This is a genomic window from Histidinibacterium lentulum (assembly GCF_003789055.1).
Lineage (GTDB): Bacteria > Pseudomonadota > Alphaproteobacteria > Rhodobacterales > Rhodobacteraceae > Oceanicola > Oceanicola lentulus.
Genome location: NZ_ML119096.1, coordinates 1 through 15,753, shown reverse-complemented (window position 1 = coordinate 15,753; position 15,753 = coordinate 1). Strand labels below are relative to the sequence as shown.

Genomic DNA, 15,753 nt, shown 5'->3' with positions numbered 1-15,753 from the left:
GGCGCGGAAATCCCGGCCTCGACGCTCGTCGACTGGTGTGGCCAGGGCGTGCGGGTGCTCTCCCCGCTCGTGGCGCGGATCAGGGCCGACGTGATGGCCTCCGACCGCCTCCATGCCGACGACACCCTGGACCTGACGGGAGAAGAATCGAACCTTCTTTTTCAGGTTCTTGAGGAATGGGAACGCCATCTCGCGCATTTAGACCTTGATGGTCTGGAGCGCGACCATGACGAATATCAGAAATAACTTCAATGGCTTAGCAGACTGGCGGCTTCCTGATACGCCCGAGCCGGTGAAAGCGCCTGCTGCAACGCAAACCTCTAAAAAGCCCAAGCCCTTCTCCTTGCGCCTTAGCTTCGACGAACGGGCGCGGCTTGAGCAGGATGCGTCCGGCATGGCGCTGGGGGCCTATATACGTGACCGGCTTTTCGGCGAGGATGCTGCACCGCGTCAGGCGCGCGGGCATTTTCCGGTCAAGGACTATGCCGCACTCGGGCGCGTTCTGGCTGCCCTTGGTCAGTCGCGCCTTTCCAGCAATCTCAACCAACTCGCCAAAGCCGTGAACACCGGCTCGCTGCCCGTCACACCGGAGACCGAAGCCGATCTGCGGCAAGCCTGCAAGGATGTGCAGGCGATGCGGCGTGACCTGCTGATCGCGCTCGGCCTGCACGAGACGGGATCAGGCTCCAAAGCCGGATGGGATTTGAAGCCATGATCCTCAAGGCCAAAGAACGCGGCGGCGGCGCGCAGCTTGCCCGTTACCTGCTTTCGATTCGGGATAACGATCATGTCGACCTGCACGAGGTGCGCGGATTCGTCGGCGAGAACCTGCTCGACGCCTTCCGCGAAGTCGATGCCATCGCCAAAGGCACGCGCTGCGAAAATTACCTGTTTTCGGCCAGCCTCAACCCGCCTGGCGGCGAAACCGTCACAACCTCCGATTTCGAGAATGCTGCCGATGAGATCGAGCGCAAGCTCGGGCTTGAAGGCCAGCCCCGCGCCATTGTGTTCCACGAGAAAGACGGGCGGCGGCACGCGCATGTCGTCTGGTCACGGATTGACGCCGAACACATGCGGGCGATCAACCTGCCGCACTACAAGATGCGCCTGCGGGACGTGTCGCGAGAGCTGTTCCGGTCGCACGGTTGGGAAATGCCCAAGGGTCTGCGCGACTGGCGGGAGCGCGATCCGCTCGGCTACACGCGCGAGGAATGGCAGCAAGCGCGGCGCGTGGGGCTCGATGCGAAGCAGCTCAAGGCGCTTTTTCAGGAAAGCTGGAACCGCTCAGATACCGGCACAGCGTTCGCCCAAGCGCTCAAAGAGCGCGGTTTCATGATTGCGCGCGGTGATCGGCGCGGCTTCGTCGCCGTCGATTATCGTGGCGAAGTCTATGCGGTGGCACGGCAGACGGGCGCGAAGACCAAGGATGTTGCCGCGCGGCTCGGTGATCCCGAAGCGTATCCCTCGGTCGATGAAACCCGCAACTGGATCGCCGCCCGCATGTCGGAACGGATCAAGGGCTTCGTCCGGCAAGCGGAGCTGGAAGCCGGACAGTGCCGTAAGGCGCTACAAGCGGAGCGCGACGCATTGGCCGCGCGGCACCGGCAGGAGCGGCAAGCGCAAAAAGAAGCGCAGGAAAAACGCTGGATCGCCGAAACCAAGGCGCGGGCGGCACGGCTGCCGCGCGGCTTCTCCGGCATCTGGCATCGCCTGACCGGCAAATACAGCAAGATCAAACAGCGCAATGAACGTGAAGCCTGGGCCGCGTATGTGCGGGATCGCACTGAAAGCGATGGCCTGATCGCCAGCCAGCTCGACGAGCGCCGCGCCCTGCAAGACCGGATTAGGGATCAGCGCGAGCGGCAGCAAGCCGATCTGCTTCTGCTGCGCGAGGATGTCGCCCGCTACGTGACCATGGCTTTGCCGGAACGCGAGTCAGAGCGTCCCGAGCCGGAAACGCAACGCGAAGAACGCAAGGAACAACGCAGCCGCGGCAGAACGCGGGATCGCGGATTTGAACGATAAAGAAAGGAGGCTCGAAATGAGCAAGCCCGACTGGATTACCTATGTCCCGCGCCGCGTCTATGATGCCGCGCGGCGACTCGAAGCCGCGTGCGAGCGCTGTGGCTGCCCGTCACCGATTGGCGTAGCCGAATATCGCTCGGGTTTCCGGCCAACGCTGGCGGGGCGCGTCCTCTGGCATCAGGTCTGGTGCTTTCTGATGGAAGATCACAATGTCTCGGACATTTACGATATCGCGTTCGTGGTCGTCGATGATCCGGCGTTTGACTGCATCTACTCGACCACGCCAGAGCATTTGCATTGAACCACGTTGCTTTCTCCAACGTCTGAGAACGCCAAGGGAGACACACAGATTATTAAAGATAGGGCGTCTGGATAAAGAAAACTAGCGATCCATAGACCGCCAGCCATCGCCGCCACTGTAGGGATCACAGTATTGAAGGCGGTTGAACCACGTATTGTAGATTACAGCACCGTCCTCATGCATGGGATTTATGCAGGATGGAACGTAGCCTTTGCGGACGCAGCGCACGTTATTCGCGGCATTCTTACTCCAGCCGGAAACACCACCATCGCTAAAGATGACTATTCTTGAATCGTTCTGGCCTTGCTCAGTCGACGTCCAGTAGCGACCAGAAGTAAAGCCCCCGATTGCCGTAGCATTCGCATACAGAACCGAAAGCTCGCTGGTTGCGGGAACGTACCAGTCACTTTTCTCATGCACAAATAGCTGGCCGCAAGTTCGCGCAGCCAAATGTGGCTGAAATCCTGCGGCACTGCTGTCCGAGTCGATTCCAAGGAGGGCAGCAGTGTTAGACGCGCCCGTGACAGTACTTGTCCTTCCCGTGGATACGCGCCCAGGAGTATTCCCGTTATTCCATGGAGCGCCCGGAGCATCCGCCGGTGTGGTGTACATATGCTCGTTGCCGTCAGGTGTTATGCCGGCATAGACGGAGCCATCATCACAGACTTGACCTGGTGCTGGGTTATTCTGCGGCGCACAAGGGTCAGGATAAATCCGCGCTAATGCCTGAATCTCTTCATCCGCCAGAGCGCGGTTGTAAATGCGGACGTCGTCGATGAGCCCGTCATGATTTGGACCAATCCGAATATTTGCCGTGGAAATGATGCCAGTATCACTGGGGTTGGATCCTTCCAATGTTCCATCAACATATAGCCGCGTTAATGATCCATCATAAGTTGCCACTACGTGATACCATCTATCGGCCACAATTTCGTCAAGCGATGAAACCTTATATAGGCCTGAAGTATCGTTGAGCCAGTACCCAATTCTGTTTTTGGCCGTAGCCCCTGAGTGCCAGATCAAAAGCGCTGTATCTCCAAGCGCCCAACCACCAGTTCGTTTTTCAAACAAATATCTGCTATCTGCATCTGCTGCATTTGGTGTCTTAAACCATAATGAAATACTGGCTTTGGTCAAATCAATCGTGGGGTCATGCGGGATATCAATATAGTCGTCCACCCCGTCAAATCCGGCGGCGTTGCCAATCACGCCCGCAGAAGCATAGTCGATTCCGCCCGTTTGTGTACCGTCATTGCCATAACCGGAGCTATCCTCCAGCAAGCCGGTTTCCTCGTCCAGCTTCCACCAGCCGACAAGGCCGGTATGGGACGGCCTTGGATAGCCCGCTGCAACCCAGTCATCACCATTGAAGTATTTTGGTACACGGGCGTCGGTGTCGTAACGAATAGTACCCTTGCTAGCCATGAAGTAAAGCTTCTCAACATCAGCCTCTGAAAGAGCGTGGTTGTAAAAGCGTATATCATCAAGTTCCAAATCCCCCGAACCGGAACCGAGACTTAGGCTTGACCCTGAGGGCATGCCGATATTTCCAGTGCTTCCTGAAATGTCATTATCCAAGGACTCCACGTTGTCCAGATATACTTTGCCTCTACCAGTGTCCCTATTCAGAACAATAACGACATGGTGCCATTGTCCGTCATTCAGGCCGCTGCTAATAGTATTGTCAATAAGGTAGGGATTGCCGTTGCTGTCTCGAAATCGAGGGCGCAGCCGACCGCTGTCAAGTGCAACAACTGATATCTGATTTCCTGACCCCGCGTTAAAAAAAAGCGCACCTGGGTCCCCTGTCCGGAACCAAAATGATAGGCTTAGGCTTTCGGTCGGGCCAAGATCGAAATCCGAAAGCCCGCCACTGACACTACCTGATGCGCTGCTGCTGAAGTCAATAGCGCCATCGATACGGCCACTATTCAAAGCTTCCTCGGTGACGTCATTGTTGTCCCCGTCAGTAAAATTAAGATTCACGCCCGAGGAGCCGGAATCAAAAAGAGTCGATCCTGATTGTTCATCGAGCTTCCAGTGGCCAATCGGAGTGCTGGTTTCGAGGCTCCGAACACAGCGGGCGCGCCGATAGCTAGCCTTGGACAGCCAATTTTCTCCACCATCGCTAAACAAAATAATGCCTGCGTTATATATTCCGTTATCGTTTGAAGACCAGTAGTGGCTGGTGCTATTTTGTACGAAGTTTCCGATTTGACTGCGATTATTGTAGAGGACCGTAAGCTCGTCCATTGCCGGAAGGTACCAGTCGTCGTGGCCGTGAGCGACCAAATCGTAACATTCTTTTGCGATGCCGTGGTACTGGAATCCAGGAAGGGCCGAGTCGGCATCGGTAGCAACAATCGTTGCTGTGTTGGCTTCACCTGTCACACGGTTCCTCACTCCAACGTCCACGTTACGGGTATCATCACCGTCGTCCCATGTCAGGTCGAAATATCCATCTGCGTCATTTGGCGTTGTATACATTCGGACGTTGCCGTCGGGGGACAACCCCGCATAAATACTTCCATCAACGCATGTATCGCCGATGTCCGGACAACCGAGGGGTTCTTCCGGAAACGGCCCGATCTGCCGCCAATTCGTATCATCGCAGTATTGAATGACCCTGCCGTCATCATTGAAAATGATCTCGCCCGCGACCCCGACCGGATTAATGCAATCAGCGCGCGCTGTATCCGGAGAAATCCAGACGAGACAGAAAGCAACGAAGGTGAGAAACTTGAATTTATTCAGTTCTATCCTCCATGCTGAGTTCTTCTTGTGGGGATGCGTCTTCAACGTGGATCACAATGGAGTCCGTGACATTCCGGAAGCCGGAATATCCCGCCGGACAGAGCTCGATATTCTCATCATAAAATTCGATGCGGTCTCCCGTTTCAAAATTCTCACAAAAATAAATGATCTTATCTTCTTGCCTCGCATCATTGATCGCGGATTCACCCGCCACCGCTGGAGCAGAGGTCATCAATGAGGCAATAATGAGCGGCAAGGGTTTCATAAGCGTGCTTTCTTATTGTTTATCCTGCCCTTTAATTCTAACGGAAATTTTCTAATAAGTGCTTAAATTTATGGACTTTTCCACAAGCCGTACAGGAGGCAACGCCGGAAAACAGCGCAACCTTTGGGCCTCTCAAACTTCGCCCTCGCACTGATACAGGACGTCATGACCGAGCGGGCCGCAGTCGCGCCAGCGTTCGTCATGGATCGATGCAACTTTGGCGATCTGGACGGCGGCGTCCTCGTTGCCTGCCTCAATGACGATGTTATGCACGACATATTCGCCGCGTGAGATGATGTAGCGTGGCATGGTCTTTTCCTTTCCTTGCATGATTTGCATGAGAAGCGGGGCGCGCTCATGCGCACCCGTTTCCCTTTTCGTTCTGGTGATCCGGCCCTTCGAGGGGCTGGCGCAGGACGATGCGGCCATTAATCGGCACCGTTTCAAGCTGAAGGGTGTAGCCCTTGTCGTCCTTGTGCCGCCAGGCCGCGCCGACCTTGTTCCAGTACGATTTCTCGCCCTTATCGATGACGTGCCAGGCCAGAAAGTCCGGCGCGTTGTACTGCGGGGTGTCAGTTTTTTTCTGTGTGCGTGCCATGATGGTTCTCCTTTGGTTTGTGGTTGGCTCGTTACGCCATTCCGCAAGACCGGACGAAGAAGGCACGGCGTCATTTCCAACACGGTCCGGCTCTGCCGGAGTGGTGCGGGCAGGATATTGATGGGGGGCCGCGTGCGGTCAGGAAGTCAGGCGTTCCCGAGAACGAGCCGACCGCGATCCAAAGATCGTTCATCGCACAAGCATCACATGAGCTGAGACCCAAGCGATCAAGGCGCTCCCTCTTTTCTCCTGCGCCCGCCCATCGGCGCTTCCGGAAATCATGAATGGCAGAAAGGGCTGCGCATACGGCCAAGGCGGTGTGCCTGCTCCACTGTGTTTCGCCCGAAGGTGTCCGATAGCAGCCGCTTCCTGCGCCTCCTGATCCCGAGAAGGCCCGAATTGGTCGGGTCGCAAACGGAAAAGGAGGATCACATGATGACGCTTCTCACCATGCACGAACTGCACGGCCTGACGGCTCAAGAACTCGGCGAACTGCACCAGCTCTTTTCGATACAGCTGATCGAGACGCAGCCCGATACGCCGGATCGCCGCAACATTCTGGCGAGCCTCGAAAACATCGAACGCGCCATGGGCTGCCAAGCCAGACCGGCGGCACGACCGGCCCCTATTCGCTGAACAGCATGTCGGGCGCGGCACAAGCCGCGCCCGACCAAAACCAACCTCAAAAGGTAGCGGCTGGCCGGAAGGCCAGCCGCGAAATTTTCCGGCTAGAGCAAAGAAAGCTGCGGCGTCATCTCTGCTTCGAGCTTGCTCCGGAAGGTTGCAAGGGCAGGATTCCGGTCAAACCGCTCCTGCTTGTCGCACCGCTCCAGCAGGCGCTGCACTGCCCATCTGCGGGCCGCCAGAGCGCTTTTGAAAGCGATCCCGTCCCATACGGTCGCAGGACCGCCAGAACCGGAATCCGGCGCGTTGAAGTCACGGGCAACATGCCAGTAGCCTTTTCCGGTCCTGTAAAGGCGGATAGTGGCGGAATAGCCCTTATGCTCGACCCTGACTTTTCGGTGACGCTGTCGAGAACGCCGTGCTTGTTGCAGCTCGCGCCCCAAAGGCTTGCCGCTTCCTGAACGGCTTCCTCGCTTGCAAAATAGCGCTCGCCAAATTTCTGCTTGATCGCGTGCAGATCGCAACGCAGGTCGATAATATCGTTTGATTGCAGTTGGTTCATTTTCTTGTCCTTTCTGTTTGAATTCTGAATGGCCGAAGCCGCCGCTTACGCGGCGACTCCTTCCTGCTGCTGGGGTTGCTCGATGACGGGCTGCAAACCGTGCAGGAAATCCGCTGCACGCTGCGCATGGGCGGCGGCGCTGAAAATCGCCCGCTTGTCATCGCGCAGCACCTTGAGCCAGCTCTGGATATAGGCGGCATGATCGGTGCCAGGCTCCGGCGTCAAAGCCAGATCGGCACAAAGGAAGGCTGCGCCAAGCTCGGCGACCAGCTCTTCGCGGGCGTAGCCTTCATCGCCCCAACGCTTGCGCCCGAATTCACGGTCAAGGCGCTTTTCGTGCTTCGTCCAGTGAGTCAATTCATGGGCAAGGGTCGCATAGTAGGCTTCAGGGCTGCGGAAGCTCTCGAAATGCGGCATCTGCACATGATCGCTCCCGCCGCTGTAATATGCCCTGTTCCCACCGCTGCGGATATCCGCGCCCGTGGCGGCAAAGAATTCTTCGGCATGGTCGATCCGCTGCGCGGGATCGATGACAGGCTCGGGCTTGCTGTAGAAATGCTCCGGCAGCCCTTCGATCTGCTCGACATTAAAGACGCTATAGCCCTTCATGAACGGGATTTTGCGCTCTTCCTCGCTGCCGTCGTCCTGCTCTTCCGTCTTGGTGATGGTGTTGGCATAAACGACCAGATTGCCGCGCTCGCCCTTGCGGACGTGTGCGCCGTATTCCTTGGCTTGGCGGTAGGTCATCCAGAACGGCGAGAGATAGCCGCCTTCCATGGCCGCGCCCCAGAGCATCAGCACATTGATTCCGCTGTAGGCCATGCCGTTATGGCGCAGCGGCTTAATGATCCGCCCATCCATATTTCCGGCTGACCATGGCTTGTGCCATGTCAGTTCGCCTTGCTCCAGATCGGCAATGATCTTGTCTGTAACTTTCTGGTAAATGTCCTGTTTCATTGGCTCTTTCTCCTTTCAAAGCCGGTTGCACATGCAACCGGACTAGGCCCGCGCCAATGAGCGGGGGGAGACCGTCAGGACCGCAGACAGCGGAGGGGGATCACCCGTCCTGCACAAGCCGCAGGCGCGGAAGGACGGGGAGACCGCTGGCTGCGCCCGCAGCACATGCGGAGGGCTTGGTCTTGACGGAGGACGGGGCCGCAGGCCCCAAACAGAAGAAAAAAAGCGTCAGCCCGTCAGGGCTGGCCGATGATGCGCAAGGGATGGAAGCCGGATGGCCGAGACAAGCCAGCGGCGCAGGCTCGGTTCACGACAGCCCGCCCGCGACAGCGGTGCGCCAACCTTTGCCCACAAGAAAAGTATCCAACAATCAAGCTCTTGGTAGCCTTCGCTCGCAGACTACGGCATCATCGATCCATGCCTATCCTGCTTCGAGACATTTGGCCGATTGAGAATCCTGGTGAGTACAAGATTCACTTTGCCCGCTGGAACCAGCACACCCAACCGCTGGAGGTGTTTGCACGGGATCGCCGCGAGTGGCAGGAGTGGCAAGAATACAGACCTGGCCGCGATGACTTCAACCGCCCGCTGATCTTTTCGCTCATCCAGTTCTACCATGAACAGGACACATGGCTGTTCGGTGGGGTCTACCGCGTCCTTGCCCGTCACCCTGACCGCTACGAAGTCGAACTGACCGACATAGGGGCAAACATGATCGGACGGCTCAAGCTGTTCTACCCGTATCGGGACCGCACAACGCGCCCTGTCATGGAACGCCACCATGAAGGTTTCGAGGTTCAGGAAATCCTGCGCGAGCCCTATTCAGGGCGCACCTTCCCAGGGTTCGATGATATCGACCTGTCCTTCGAAGAGCTGGAAACGCTCGTCCGCAACGAACGCCTAGACTGGCGGGCGGCGCTGGAGAACATCAAGGGCGTCTACCTCATCACCGATATTCACACAAATCGACGGTATATCGGCTCGGCCTATGGCGACATGGGCATCTGGTCGCGTTGGCGTCAGTACGTTGAGACTGGTCACGGCGGAAACGTGCAGCTGACAAGGCTCGTTCGCGAGCAAGGGCTTCCCTACTGCCGCGAGCATTTCCGCTTCGCTCTGCTGGAACAGCGCACCGCCCGCACCGCCGATGATGTGGTGATCGCCCGCGAGAGCTTCTGGAAGCGCGTCCTGCTGACGCGCGGAGAGCAAGGAATGAACAGGAATTAGCTATGCTATAAGCCTCGAAAAGCAGGAAAACCCATTCCACGAATGGAGCAAAAAAGGCTCATACTGCTCATCTTATCTAGTCTATCTGCGGGCAGCCAATTCATCGTCAGTAGCGCGCTCAACCCTAAGTAATGCTTCTTCCCATGTTTCCCCAGGAGTACGCCGTGCGAGAAAATTCTTAACCTGCGTGTATTGACGGTGTAGCTGGCGTCGGGAAACCGAGCTTTGCGCATAAGCTGATGGAGTGCCGCCTTTTCATGGAAATTGAAGCCGTATCGGACGCAGCGCCCTAACTGGGATTGCGCGGCCCCCATCGGTTCTGGGTTCTCCAATCCAACTTGTGAGCGCTCGTGCAAAAGAGCTGGCAGACCGAAAAGAAACGCAAATTCGGGCACTACGCGCAGCACGAAGCGCCGCGCGCCATCGCAGGTCTTAAGCTTGGTGGGATCGGTGCCCAAAGCCAGCTCCAATTCTCTGAGCGGCTCCCCCCGCATCCAAAGCCAAACCAATTTCGCCAAGACGGGGAGTACAAGAGACGATTTCTCCTCAACGGTCTCAAGAGAAGCGTACTTCTTCCGCCCAAAGAGTTCAGCCAAAGTCTCAGGCCGGAATATCTGCTCCAGAAGATCCGGGTTCTCGGAAAGCCAGCGAAAAAACCACTTTCGCCACATCGGTACGGTAGCATCCGCTCCGGGGCTACTTAACTGAAGTGCACTAGACAACCGCCTGACTACTTCAAGGGGTAACCCAAGACTGGCTGCAACCTGGCTCTGTACAAGTTCAGCCTCGGTTTCAGGAGCATCGCCACCGAAGGATTGCTTGGCGGCGTCAATGCGCTGTTCGAGCCAATCGCTGTCTTCCCGCTTCCGAGCAAGAAAGCCAGCGAAGGAGCGGTTGATCGCTGTTTCAAGGTTCGACACCTGCTCCGACCTGTCTGCACCCGAAGCAAGGCGGGAAAGCGCGTAACTATCGATTTCGTGAGTGTCTGATATCTCTGCATGAACGCGGTCGAGCACTGCGGTGAGGGGATCATCTATTGAAAGACATTGATCGGACTGCCCAAATACCTCTCGAAGTTCTGTCCAATGGGCTCCAATTGTAGATGCCTCCAGATCGATTCCAACAACCTTACCAGGGATAACCAGAACTATTCCGCTGCCCCCCTCACCAGCTCTTCCCGCACGGCCAGCCGCATTCAACAGTTCTTGAGCCTTGAGAATCTCTTTCTTGTCGGTTGCCTCATCAAATCGGCTGTCTTCTCCAATCAATACTAGTTCGCTGGGAAGGTTCATCCCCTGCGCGAGCGTTGAGGTTGCCACGAGTGCCTTGATGCCGTTACGCCTTTTGTAAAGGGATTCGCAGAGCAGACGCTCTTCCGGCAAGAGGAGACCATGGTGCACTGCGGCTGCGGCGGTCACCCTTCCATTGTCAATCTTGTTATAGAGGTGACCTTCATCACCGAGTTCCAGAACAGCGATATCTGCCCAGCCTGCTTCCTCATCAGTGAGCTTGACGGAAACGGTTTCAAGCTGATCGGAAATCTGCTTGGCCGCGCTCGCGGCGTTCTTGATTGTCTGAAAGAAGACTAGCACCTTAACATTGCTCTGCACTGCTGCCGCTGAAATCGCTGATGACACGGCTACTGCATTAGGTGTTAGCCGCCAGTAATTGCTCGCACTCAGAAGCACTTTGTCATTCAGGAGGGGCACTAACGTGTAGTCGGCTCGCTTACTTGTAGCCCAGGTTTGCTTCAGGCTGAACAGGGCAAGTGGATAGGCACCGAGTTCCCGCTTGACGGCTACAGGAGGATTCTTGGTAGTGCGGCTTCTTTTCGAACGCCGCAGCAGGCTGGCAAGATCATCGACCTCACTTTGTTGATAGATGACACTTCCCCTTAACTGCCTGGTTGGCTTCCAAGCCAAGGAAAGTGGAAGGCAAGGCCTACCGGTCAATTCAGCTATCCATGCCGCAATATCATCCGTATTCTTCATCATTGCGGACAAAAGTAGGAAATCTATCTGCGGTGCAATACGAGGAATAATTAGGAGGCAAAGCATCGCATCGATTGCACGTCGATCATTTGGCTTGTCGCTCGGGTGCAGTAAATGACATTCATCAAAGACAAGAAGGCCGACATCCTCAAAAATGCTTGAGTCGATGCTTAACTGAGCCAGACATGCTTCCGGCGTCATCACAAATATCTCTGGAAGCTCATCGTCTCCAGTGGCAAACCCAAATTCGTCTAGACGTTCGCCCTGAACGGAAGCGGTCGGAAATGTTTTTCCAAGGTTGCGTGCTGTTTGGTCTACCAGAGCATGAGTGGGGCACAGAAAAATGACACTCTTGCTTCCTAGAAGAGCGGCATTGATCTTCAATTCGGACAGCGTAGACTTGCCTGCTCCCGTAGGAAACCCAACTGCTGAAGATGTGCCGAGTTCCAGATACCCTTGCTTGATTGCTTCCCGGTGATTGCGCCAGAGGTATGGCCGTGCTTTAGCAACACGCTGCATGCTCTCACCCCATTTTTCGGGATCAATGCCGGAAGGCGGCGGGATGTTGGCAACTGCACTATCGGTCAAATCGCTGGCCACAGCTATGAGAAGCGACGCAAGGTGATGAGGTCCTGAAAAAGTACTTGTAGAATGCTCGGCTTCACCGTCGAAGAAAGCTACATCGTCCCCAATACAAAGGGTTCTCACCCGACGAAAGATTGAGATAGCACTTTCAGTTTCTGCTGTTGCTCCGCCAGCTAATAGCTGGCTAGCAAGCGTATGAACTCCACGAAGCAACTCGAAATAGAGAGCCAGAGAACCTGCCTCGGCTAAATCTCCGCTCGCAATTGCGTCGATAGAAGGCATTGAGCGATCAAGCAGAGTCAATAGTCGGCCCTCGGCTATGTCAAGCAGACCAAGAATTAGAGAATCGGTAATCGGATCGCTCGAATCGGGTTGAATCGCTCTAGCAACTTCAGCCGCGTCAGATGTTGCCTCAGCCACCAAGAACAATAGCAGTGCTGCGACATCGCTCGAAATTGATCGGGGTCGCAGGTAACTACCCTGCCGTTCATCGCCACGAAGAGAATAGGCGTTCAGACTTAGTTGATGAGCTGTTGCCGCAACGAAGGCGGCTGCGCTTCGATCCTCTCGCTCTGGAAGCAAAGATACAAGTGCTTCATTTGTTGAGGTCAAACGCCTTGTTGTCTGCAGAATCTCTTCAAGGTCATCTGGGAGAGTCTCGTCGTCTTCGCGCAACCGAACACGCGCAGCCGCAATCTGCGCAAAGGCATTTGTGAGTAGATCAGGGAGTGATTGGCGGTCGAGACCTTCAAGCTCGGGTGTCGAACGGATTAGTGCAGCAGTGTCTTGGTCAAACATTTTCCGCCTCCCATTCGTCAATGATCTGTAAGGCGTTGTCCACAATATTCGCCATCCAATCTCGCATCGGTACCTTGTAAAAAGTATCTGCTTGCCTGAATTTTACATGAGAACGGTCGACAATCTTCTTATATCCCTTGAACAGTTTTTTGCGTCCCTCTTCAGAATGTTCGTCATCTCCCACGGTAACCGCCACGCTGTACGCTCTAGCATTGCCCCAGAGTATTTTTTCAACCACTGCGTCGGCATCAGGATGCCAACTTTTTTCTAGAAGGGTCGTAACTTCGGCAATCAATTCGTTATCGCGTGTACCCTTTTCAATCTCCCGAAACTCTGGCCAGACTTCGCTAGTGATCTTGCCCCGTGGGCCGGTTGTTGCCTTTTGCTCGCAAATAACAACCATTTCCGCACCGCCCGCATGGTCAAGCCGCACTTGAATGCCATCGAATCCTTTGTGCGCATGGATCATGTGTGGTGGTGCCTTCAGTGCTTCTGCATCTTGGAGATGCGCTGCGATCCACGCGATCACCTGGAATAACCAGCCGTCGCGGTGCCACGGTTTTGCAGGGTTTGTCGCGGTTAGCAATTTTTTAGCGCCAACGGCGGCGCTTGGAATCAGACTTGGAGAAATAACGTTTGTTTCTTTTAGTATTTTTTCTACATGACGTGCCTGACCTAGTGCCACTCTCGCAATGAGCGAGGCCAGTGAATCCTCGTCAGTGACAGTCCAATTTGTACCAGCCCAAAACTTGCCATTTGAAATTTTTTCAAATTGGATCATTTGCAAAACATCCGTTTTAACCTGAGTACAATGTCTTTTGCATGTTCTGAAATGCTTTTTTTATTGCCGCGAGGCCTCCGAGCTTCGATTTGCCCTCACTTACGCTTCCGTAGCGCGCAGTCAGGAAGGTGCCAAGCTTCTTAGTCGCCAGCTCGCTTTCCCCACGCGCTTCGTATGCGGCGAGTATCGCGAGCAGGAGCTCCTTGAGGCCTTCATCTGTATCGGATAGACCTGCAGCTCGAACGCCATCTGCGCGTTCGTGTCGTGTCTTCGGCTCATTGGTGAACAGCACATAGCTGAGGACATCGAACAGGTCGCTGTCAGCCGCATCGACAAGCCTGCGGATATCGTCGAGGCGGTCTGGCTCATACCCTCGGTCGGCAAGCTGCTGAAGGAAGTGCTCTCGCGTGTCGGGATCGCTCCAAACCGCGCGAAGCTGATCCTCGTCGGCGACAATACCCGACAGATCGCCGAAGAGGCGTTCTAGGAACTCGGCGGCTGAGATCGGTTTGCCCTTGGGGCTCCAGTACGTGGTAGATGCGATGTACTTGATCTTGCGAATTTTACCGTCGGATAGCTTCACGACGATCTTCTCGCGCGGCGGTTCTTCGGGACCATCTTCGCCAGTTTCAGGTTGGTCGCCTTCCGGTCCGAGCTCTTCGCCGCCAGGTGGCGTGCGAGGTTCCCTCGGGGGCTCCGGCTCAAGCGGTTCGCCGTCCCATTCGGGATCATTGAAGTTTTCGTGCGCCTTCACGAAATCCCAGATCGTAAAGAAGTCCTTTCCCTCGTAAGTCCGCGTTCCGCGCCCGATAATCTGCTTGAACTCGATCATGGAGCGGATCGGACGCATCAGGACGATGTGGCGAACGTTGCGGGCATCTACGCCCGTTGAGAGCTTCTGAGAGGTTGTCAGGATCGTTGGTATTGTCTTGTCATTGTCCTGGAAGTCGCGAAGGTGCTTCTCGCCTATAGCACCATCATCAGCAGTGACACGGTGGCAGTAATTCGGGTTTTTGCTGTCCTTCACCTGATTAATCAGGTCACGAACTAGCGCCGCATGCTCTTGGGTGGCGCAGAAAACCAATGTCTTCTGGCGCTGATCGATCTGGCTCATAAATTCCTTTACGCGGCTAAGCTCGCGCTCGGGAATGATGATCCGCGTGTTGAAGTCACCTTCCGTGAAGGCTTCCCCCTCTTCGACAGCGCCCGCGATCAGGTCGTCGCTGCCGTCATAGACGTACTCGTCGATTGTGCTGGCCATCTGGCGCACCTTGAACGGCGTGAGAAAGCCGTATTCGATCCCGTCGCGCAGGGCGTAGGTGTAAACAGGCTCGCCGAAATAGGCATAAGTGTCGGCGTTGTGCTTGCGCTTGGGCGTGGCAGTCAGGCCAAGCTGCGCGGCAGGTTCGAAATACTCCAGCAACCGCCGCCATTCGCTTTCGTCCTTCGCACCGCCACGGTGGCATTCGTCGATCACGATGAAGTCGAAGAAATCAGACGGGTACTGCGTGTAAACGGGCTCGCCTTCGCCCGTCATGAAGGTCTGGAAGATCGTGAAGAACAGGCTCGCATTCTTCGGCGGCTTGCCACGGTTCTTGCGGATCGTGTCGGGGTCGATCCGCGTCACCGCGTCATTCGGAAAGGCGGAAAAGGCGTTGTAGGCTTGATCGGCCAGAATGTTGCGGTCAGCGAGGAACAGGATGCGCGGGCGACGGATGGGCTCGCCCGTCAGGTTCCACTTCGCCTGGAAAAGTTTCCACGCAATCTGGAAGGCGATGGAGGTCTTGCCCGTGCCCGTGGCGAGCGTCAGCAGGATACGGCGGTCGCCCTTGGCCAGGGTCTCAAGCGCTGCATTGATCGCCTTGTGCTGGTAGTAGCGCAGCTCCCACTTGCCGCCGTCCGTTTCGAAATCGACAGCACCGAAACGCTCGCGCCAGATGTTGTGATCGGCGAAGGTGCGGTCCCACAGCTCGTCTGGCGTCGGGAAGTGTAAATCCAAATCACCCTCGGCCCCGCTGACCATGTCGATCTGATACCAGTTCAGACCATTGGAGGCGTAGGCAAAGCGCGAGCCAAGACGTGTCGCGTAGTCCTTGGCCTGACCAACGCCGTTGCGGTGGCTAACGCCCGCGCGCTTGGCCTCCATCACCGCGAGCTTTGTAAGCGGCGGCTGAGCCCCACCTTCTGGCTGAGCTGACGAGTTGCGAAGGCATCCCTGTAATGAGGCAGGGAGTGCGTTTCGCAATGTGTGCTACGAATGCGTTTCTCAGATCGCTGGGCGTAGA

The 15,753-nt window shown here is 56.0% G+C and carries 13 protein-coding genes and 2 pseudogenes; 6 read left to right on the top strand and 9 right to left on the bottom strand.

What is annotated here, in order from left to right:
- The 4 genes and pseudogenes from EAT49_RS20800 to EAT49_RS20785 form a co-directional block, all read left to right on the top strand.
- A pseudogene (locus EAT49_RS20800) lies at positions 1-156 on the top strand (IS66 family transposase); the annotation flags it as partial.
- Between the two features lie 70 nt (positions 157-226).
- Positions 227-715: a hypothetical protein gene (locus EAT49_RS20795; protein WP_246003934.1), complete on the top strand. Its 489-nt coding sequence runs from the start codon at positions 227-229 to the stop codon at positions 713-715.
- The gene (locus EAT49_RS20790; protein WP_123644197.1) at positions 712-2,025 is read left to right on the top strand and encodes a relaxase/mobilization nuclease domain-containing protein; all 1,314 of its coding nucleotides are present in this window, start codon (positions 712-714) and stop codon (positions 2,023-2,025) included. Before EAT49_RS20795 ends, EAT49_RS20790 begins: the two co-directional genes overlap by 4 nt.
- Positions 2,026-2,041: 16 nt before the next feature.
- A complete protein-coding gene (locus tag EAT49_RS20785; protein ID WP_123644196.1) occupies positions 2,042-2,326 on the top strand; it encodes a hypothetical protein in 285 nt (94 codons plus the stop codon).
- Positions 2,327-2,407: 81 nt separating this feature from the next.
- Here the strand turns inward: EAT49_RS20785 and EAT49_RS20780 are convergent, their stop codons facing one another.
- From EAT49_RS20780 to EAT49_RS20770, 4 genes are all read right to left on the bottom strand, one after another.
- The gene (locus EAT49_RS20780; protein WP_123644195.1) at positions 2,408-5,125 is read right to left on the bottom strand and encodes a LamG-like jellyroll fold domain-containing protein; all 2,718 of its coding nucleotides are present in this window, start codon (positions 5,123-5,125) and stop codon (positions 2,408-2,410) included.
- Entirely contained in the window at positions 5,073-5,345 is a 273-nt protein-coding gene (locus tag EAT49_RS20775; protein ID WP_123644194.1) for a hypothetical protein, read from the bottom strand. Before EAT49_RS20775 ends, EAT49_RS20780 begins: the two co-directional genes overlap by 53 nt.
- 132 nt (positions 5,346-5,477) lie before the next feature.
- On the bottom strand, positions 5,478-5,654 hold the full coding sequence (locus tag EAT49_RS21375) for a hypothetical protein (RefSeq protein WP_185020867.1): 177 nt from the start codon (positions 5,652-5,654) through the stop codon (positions 5,478-5,480).
- Positions 5,655-5,700: 46 nt separating this feature from the next.
- Positions 5,701-5,943, bottom strand: a complete 243-nt coding sequence (locus tag EAT49_RS20770) for a hypothetical protein (RefSeq protein ID WP_123644193.1) — start codon at positions 5,941-5,943, stop codon at positions 5,701-5,703.
- Positions 5,944-6,375: 432 nt separating this feature from the next.
- On the opposite strand from EAT49_RS20770, the gene EAT49_RS20765 reads away from it, so the two are divergent.
- Positions 6,376-6,579 carry a hypothetical protein gene (locus tag EAT49_RS20765; RefSeq protein ID WP_123644192.1) on the top strand — a complete coding sequence of 68 codons (204 nt, stop codon included), beginning with the start codon at positions 6,376-6,378 and terminating at the stop codon, positions 6,577-6,579.
- 115 nt (positions 6,580-6,694) lie between these two features.
- On the opposite strand, the gene EAT49_RS20760 is transcribed toward EAT49_RS20765, so the two are convergent.
- Both EAT49_RS20760 and EAT49_RS20755 read right to left on the bottom strand, forming a co-directional pair.
- Positions 6,695-7,129, bottom strand: coding sequence for a hypothetical protein (locus EAT49_RS20760; RefSeq protein WP_123644191.1), 435 nt, complete (start codon positions 7,127-7,129; stop codon positions 6,695-6,697).
- A gap of 45 nt (positions 7,130-7,174) precedes the next feature.
- Entirely contained in the window at positions 7,175-8,086 is a 912-nt protein-coding gene (locus EAT49_RS20755) for an ArdC family protein (RefSeq protein ID WP_123644190.1), read from the bottom strand.
- Between the two features lie 417 nt (positions 8,087-8,503).
- On the opposite strand from EAT49_RS20755, the gene EAT49_RS20750 reads away from it, so the two are divergent.
- A complete protein-coding gene (locus tag EAT49_RS20750; protein ID WP_123644189.1) occupies positions 8,504-9,313 on the top strand; it encodes a GIY-YIG nuclease family protein in 810 nt (269 codons plus the stop codon).
- A gap of 5 nt (positions 9,314-9,318) precedes the next feature.
- On the opposite strand, the gene EAT49_RS20745 is transcribed toward EAT49_RS20750, so the two are convergent.
- The 3 genes and pseudogenes from EAT49_RS20745 to hsdR all read right to left on the bottom strand — a co-directional run.
- Positions 9,319-12,687: a DEAD/DEAH box helicase gene (locus EAT49_RS20745; protein WP_123644188.1), complete on the bottom strand. Its 3,369-nt coding sequence runs from the start codon at positions 12,685-12,687 to the stop codon at positions 9,319-9,321.
- The gene (locus EAT49_RS20740) at positions 12,680-13,468 is read right to left on the bottom strand and encodes a hypothetical protein (RefSeq protein WP_123644187.1); all 789 of its coding nucleotides are present in this window, start codon (positions 13,466-13,468) and stop codon (positions 12,680-12,682) included. The genes EAT49_RS20745 and EAT49_RS20740 overlap by 8 nt, the downstream gene beginning before the upstream one ends.
- 16 nt (positions 13,469-13,484) lie before the next feature.
- A pseudogene (gene hsdR, locus EAT49_RS20735) lies at positions 13,485-15,626 on the bottom strand (EcoAI/FtnUII family type I restriction enzme subunit R); the annotation flags it as partial.
- Between the last annotated feature and the right edge of the window lie 127 nt (positions 15,627-15,753).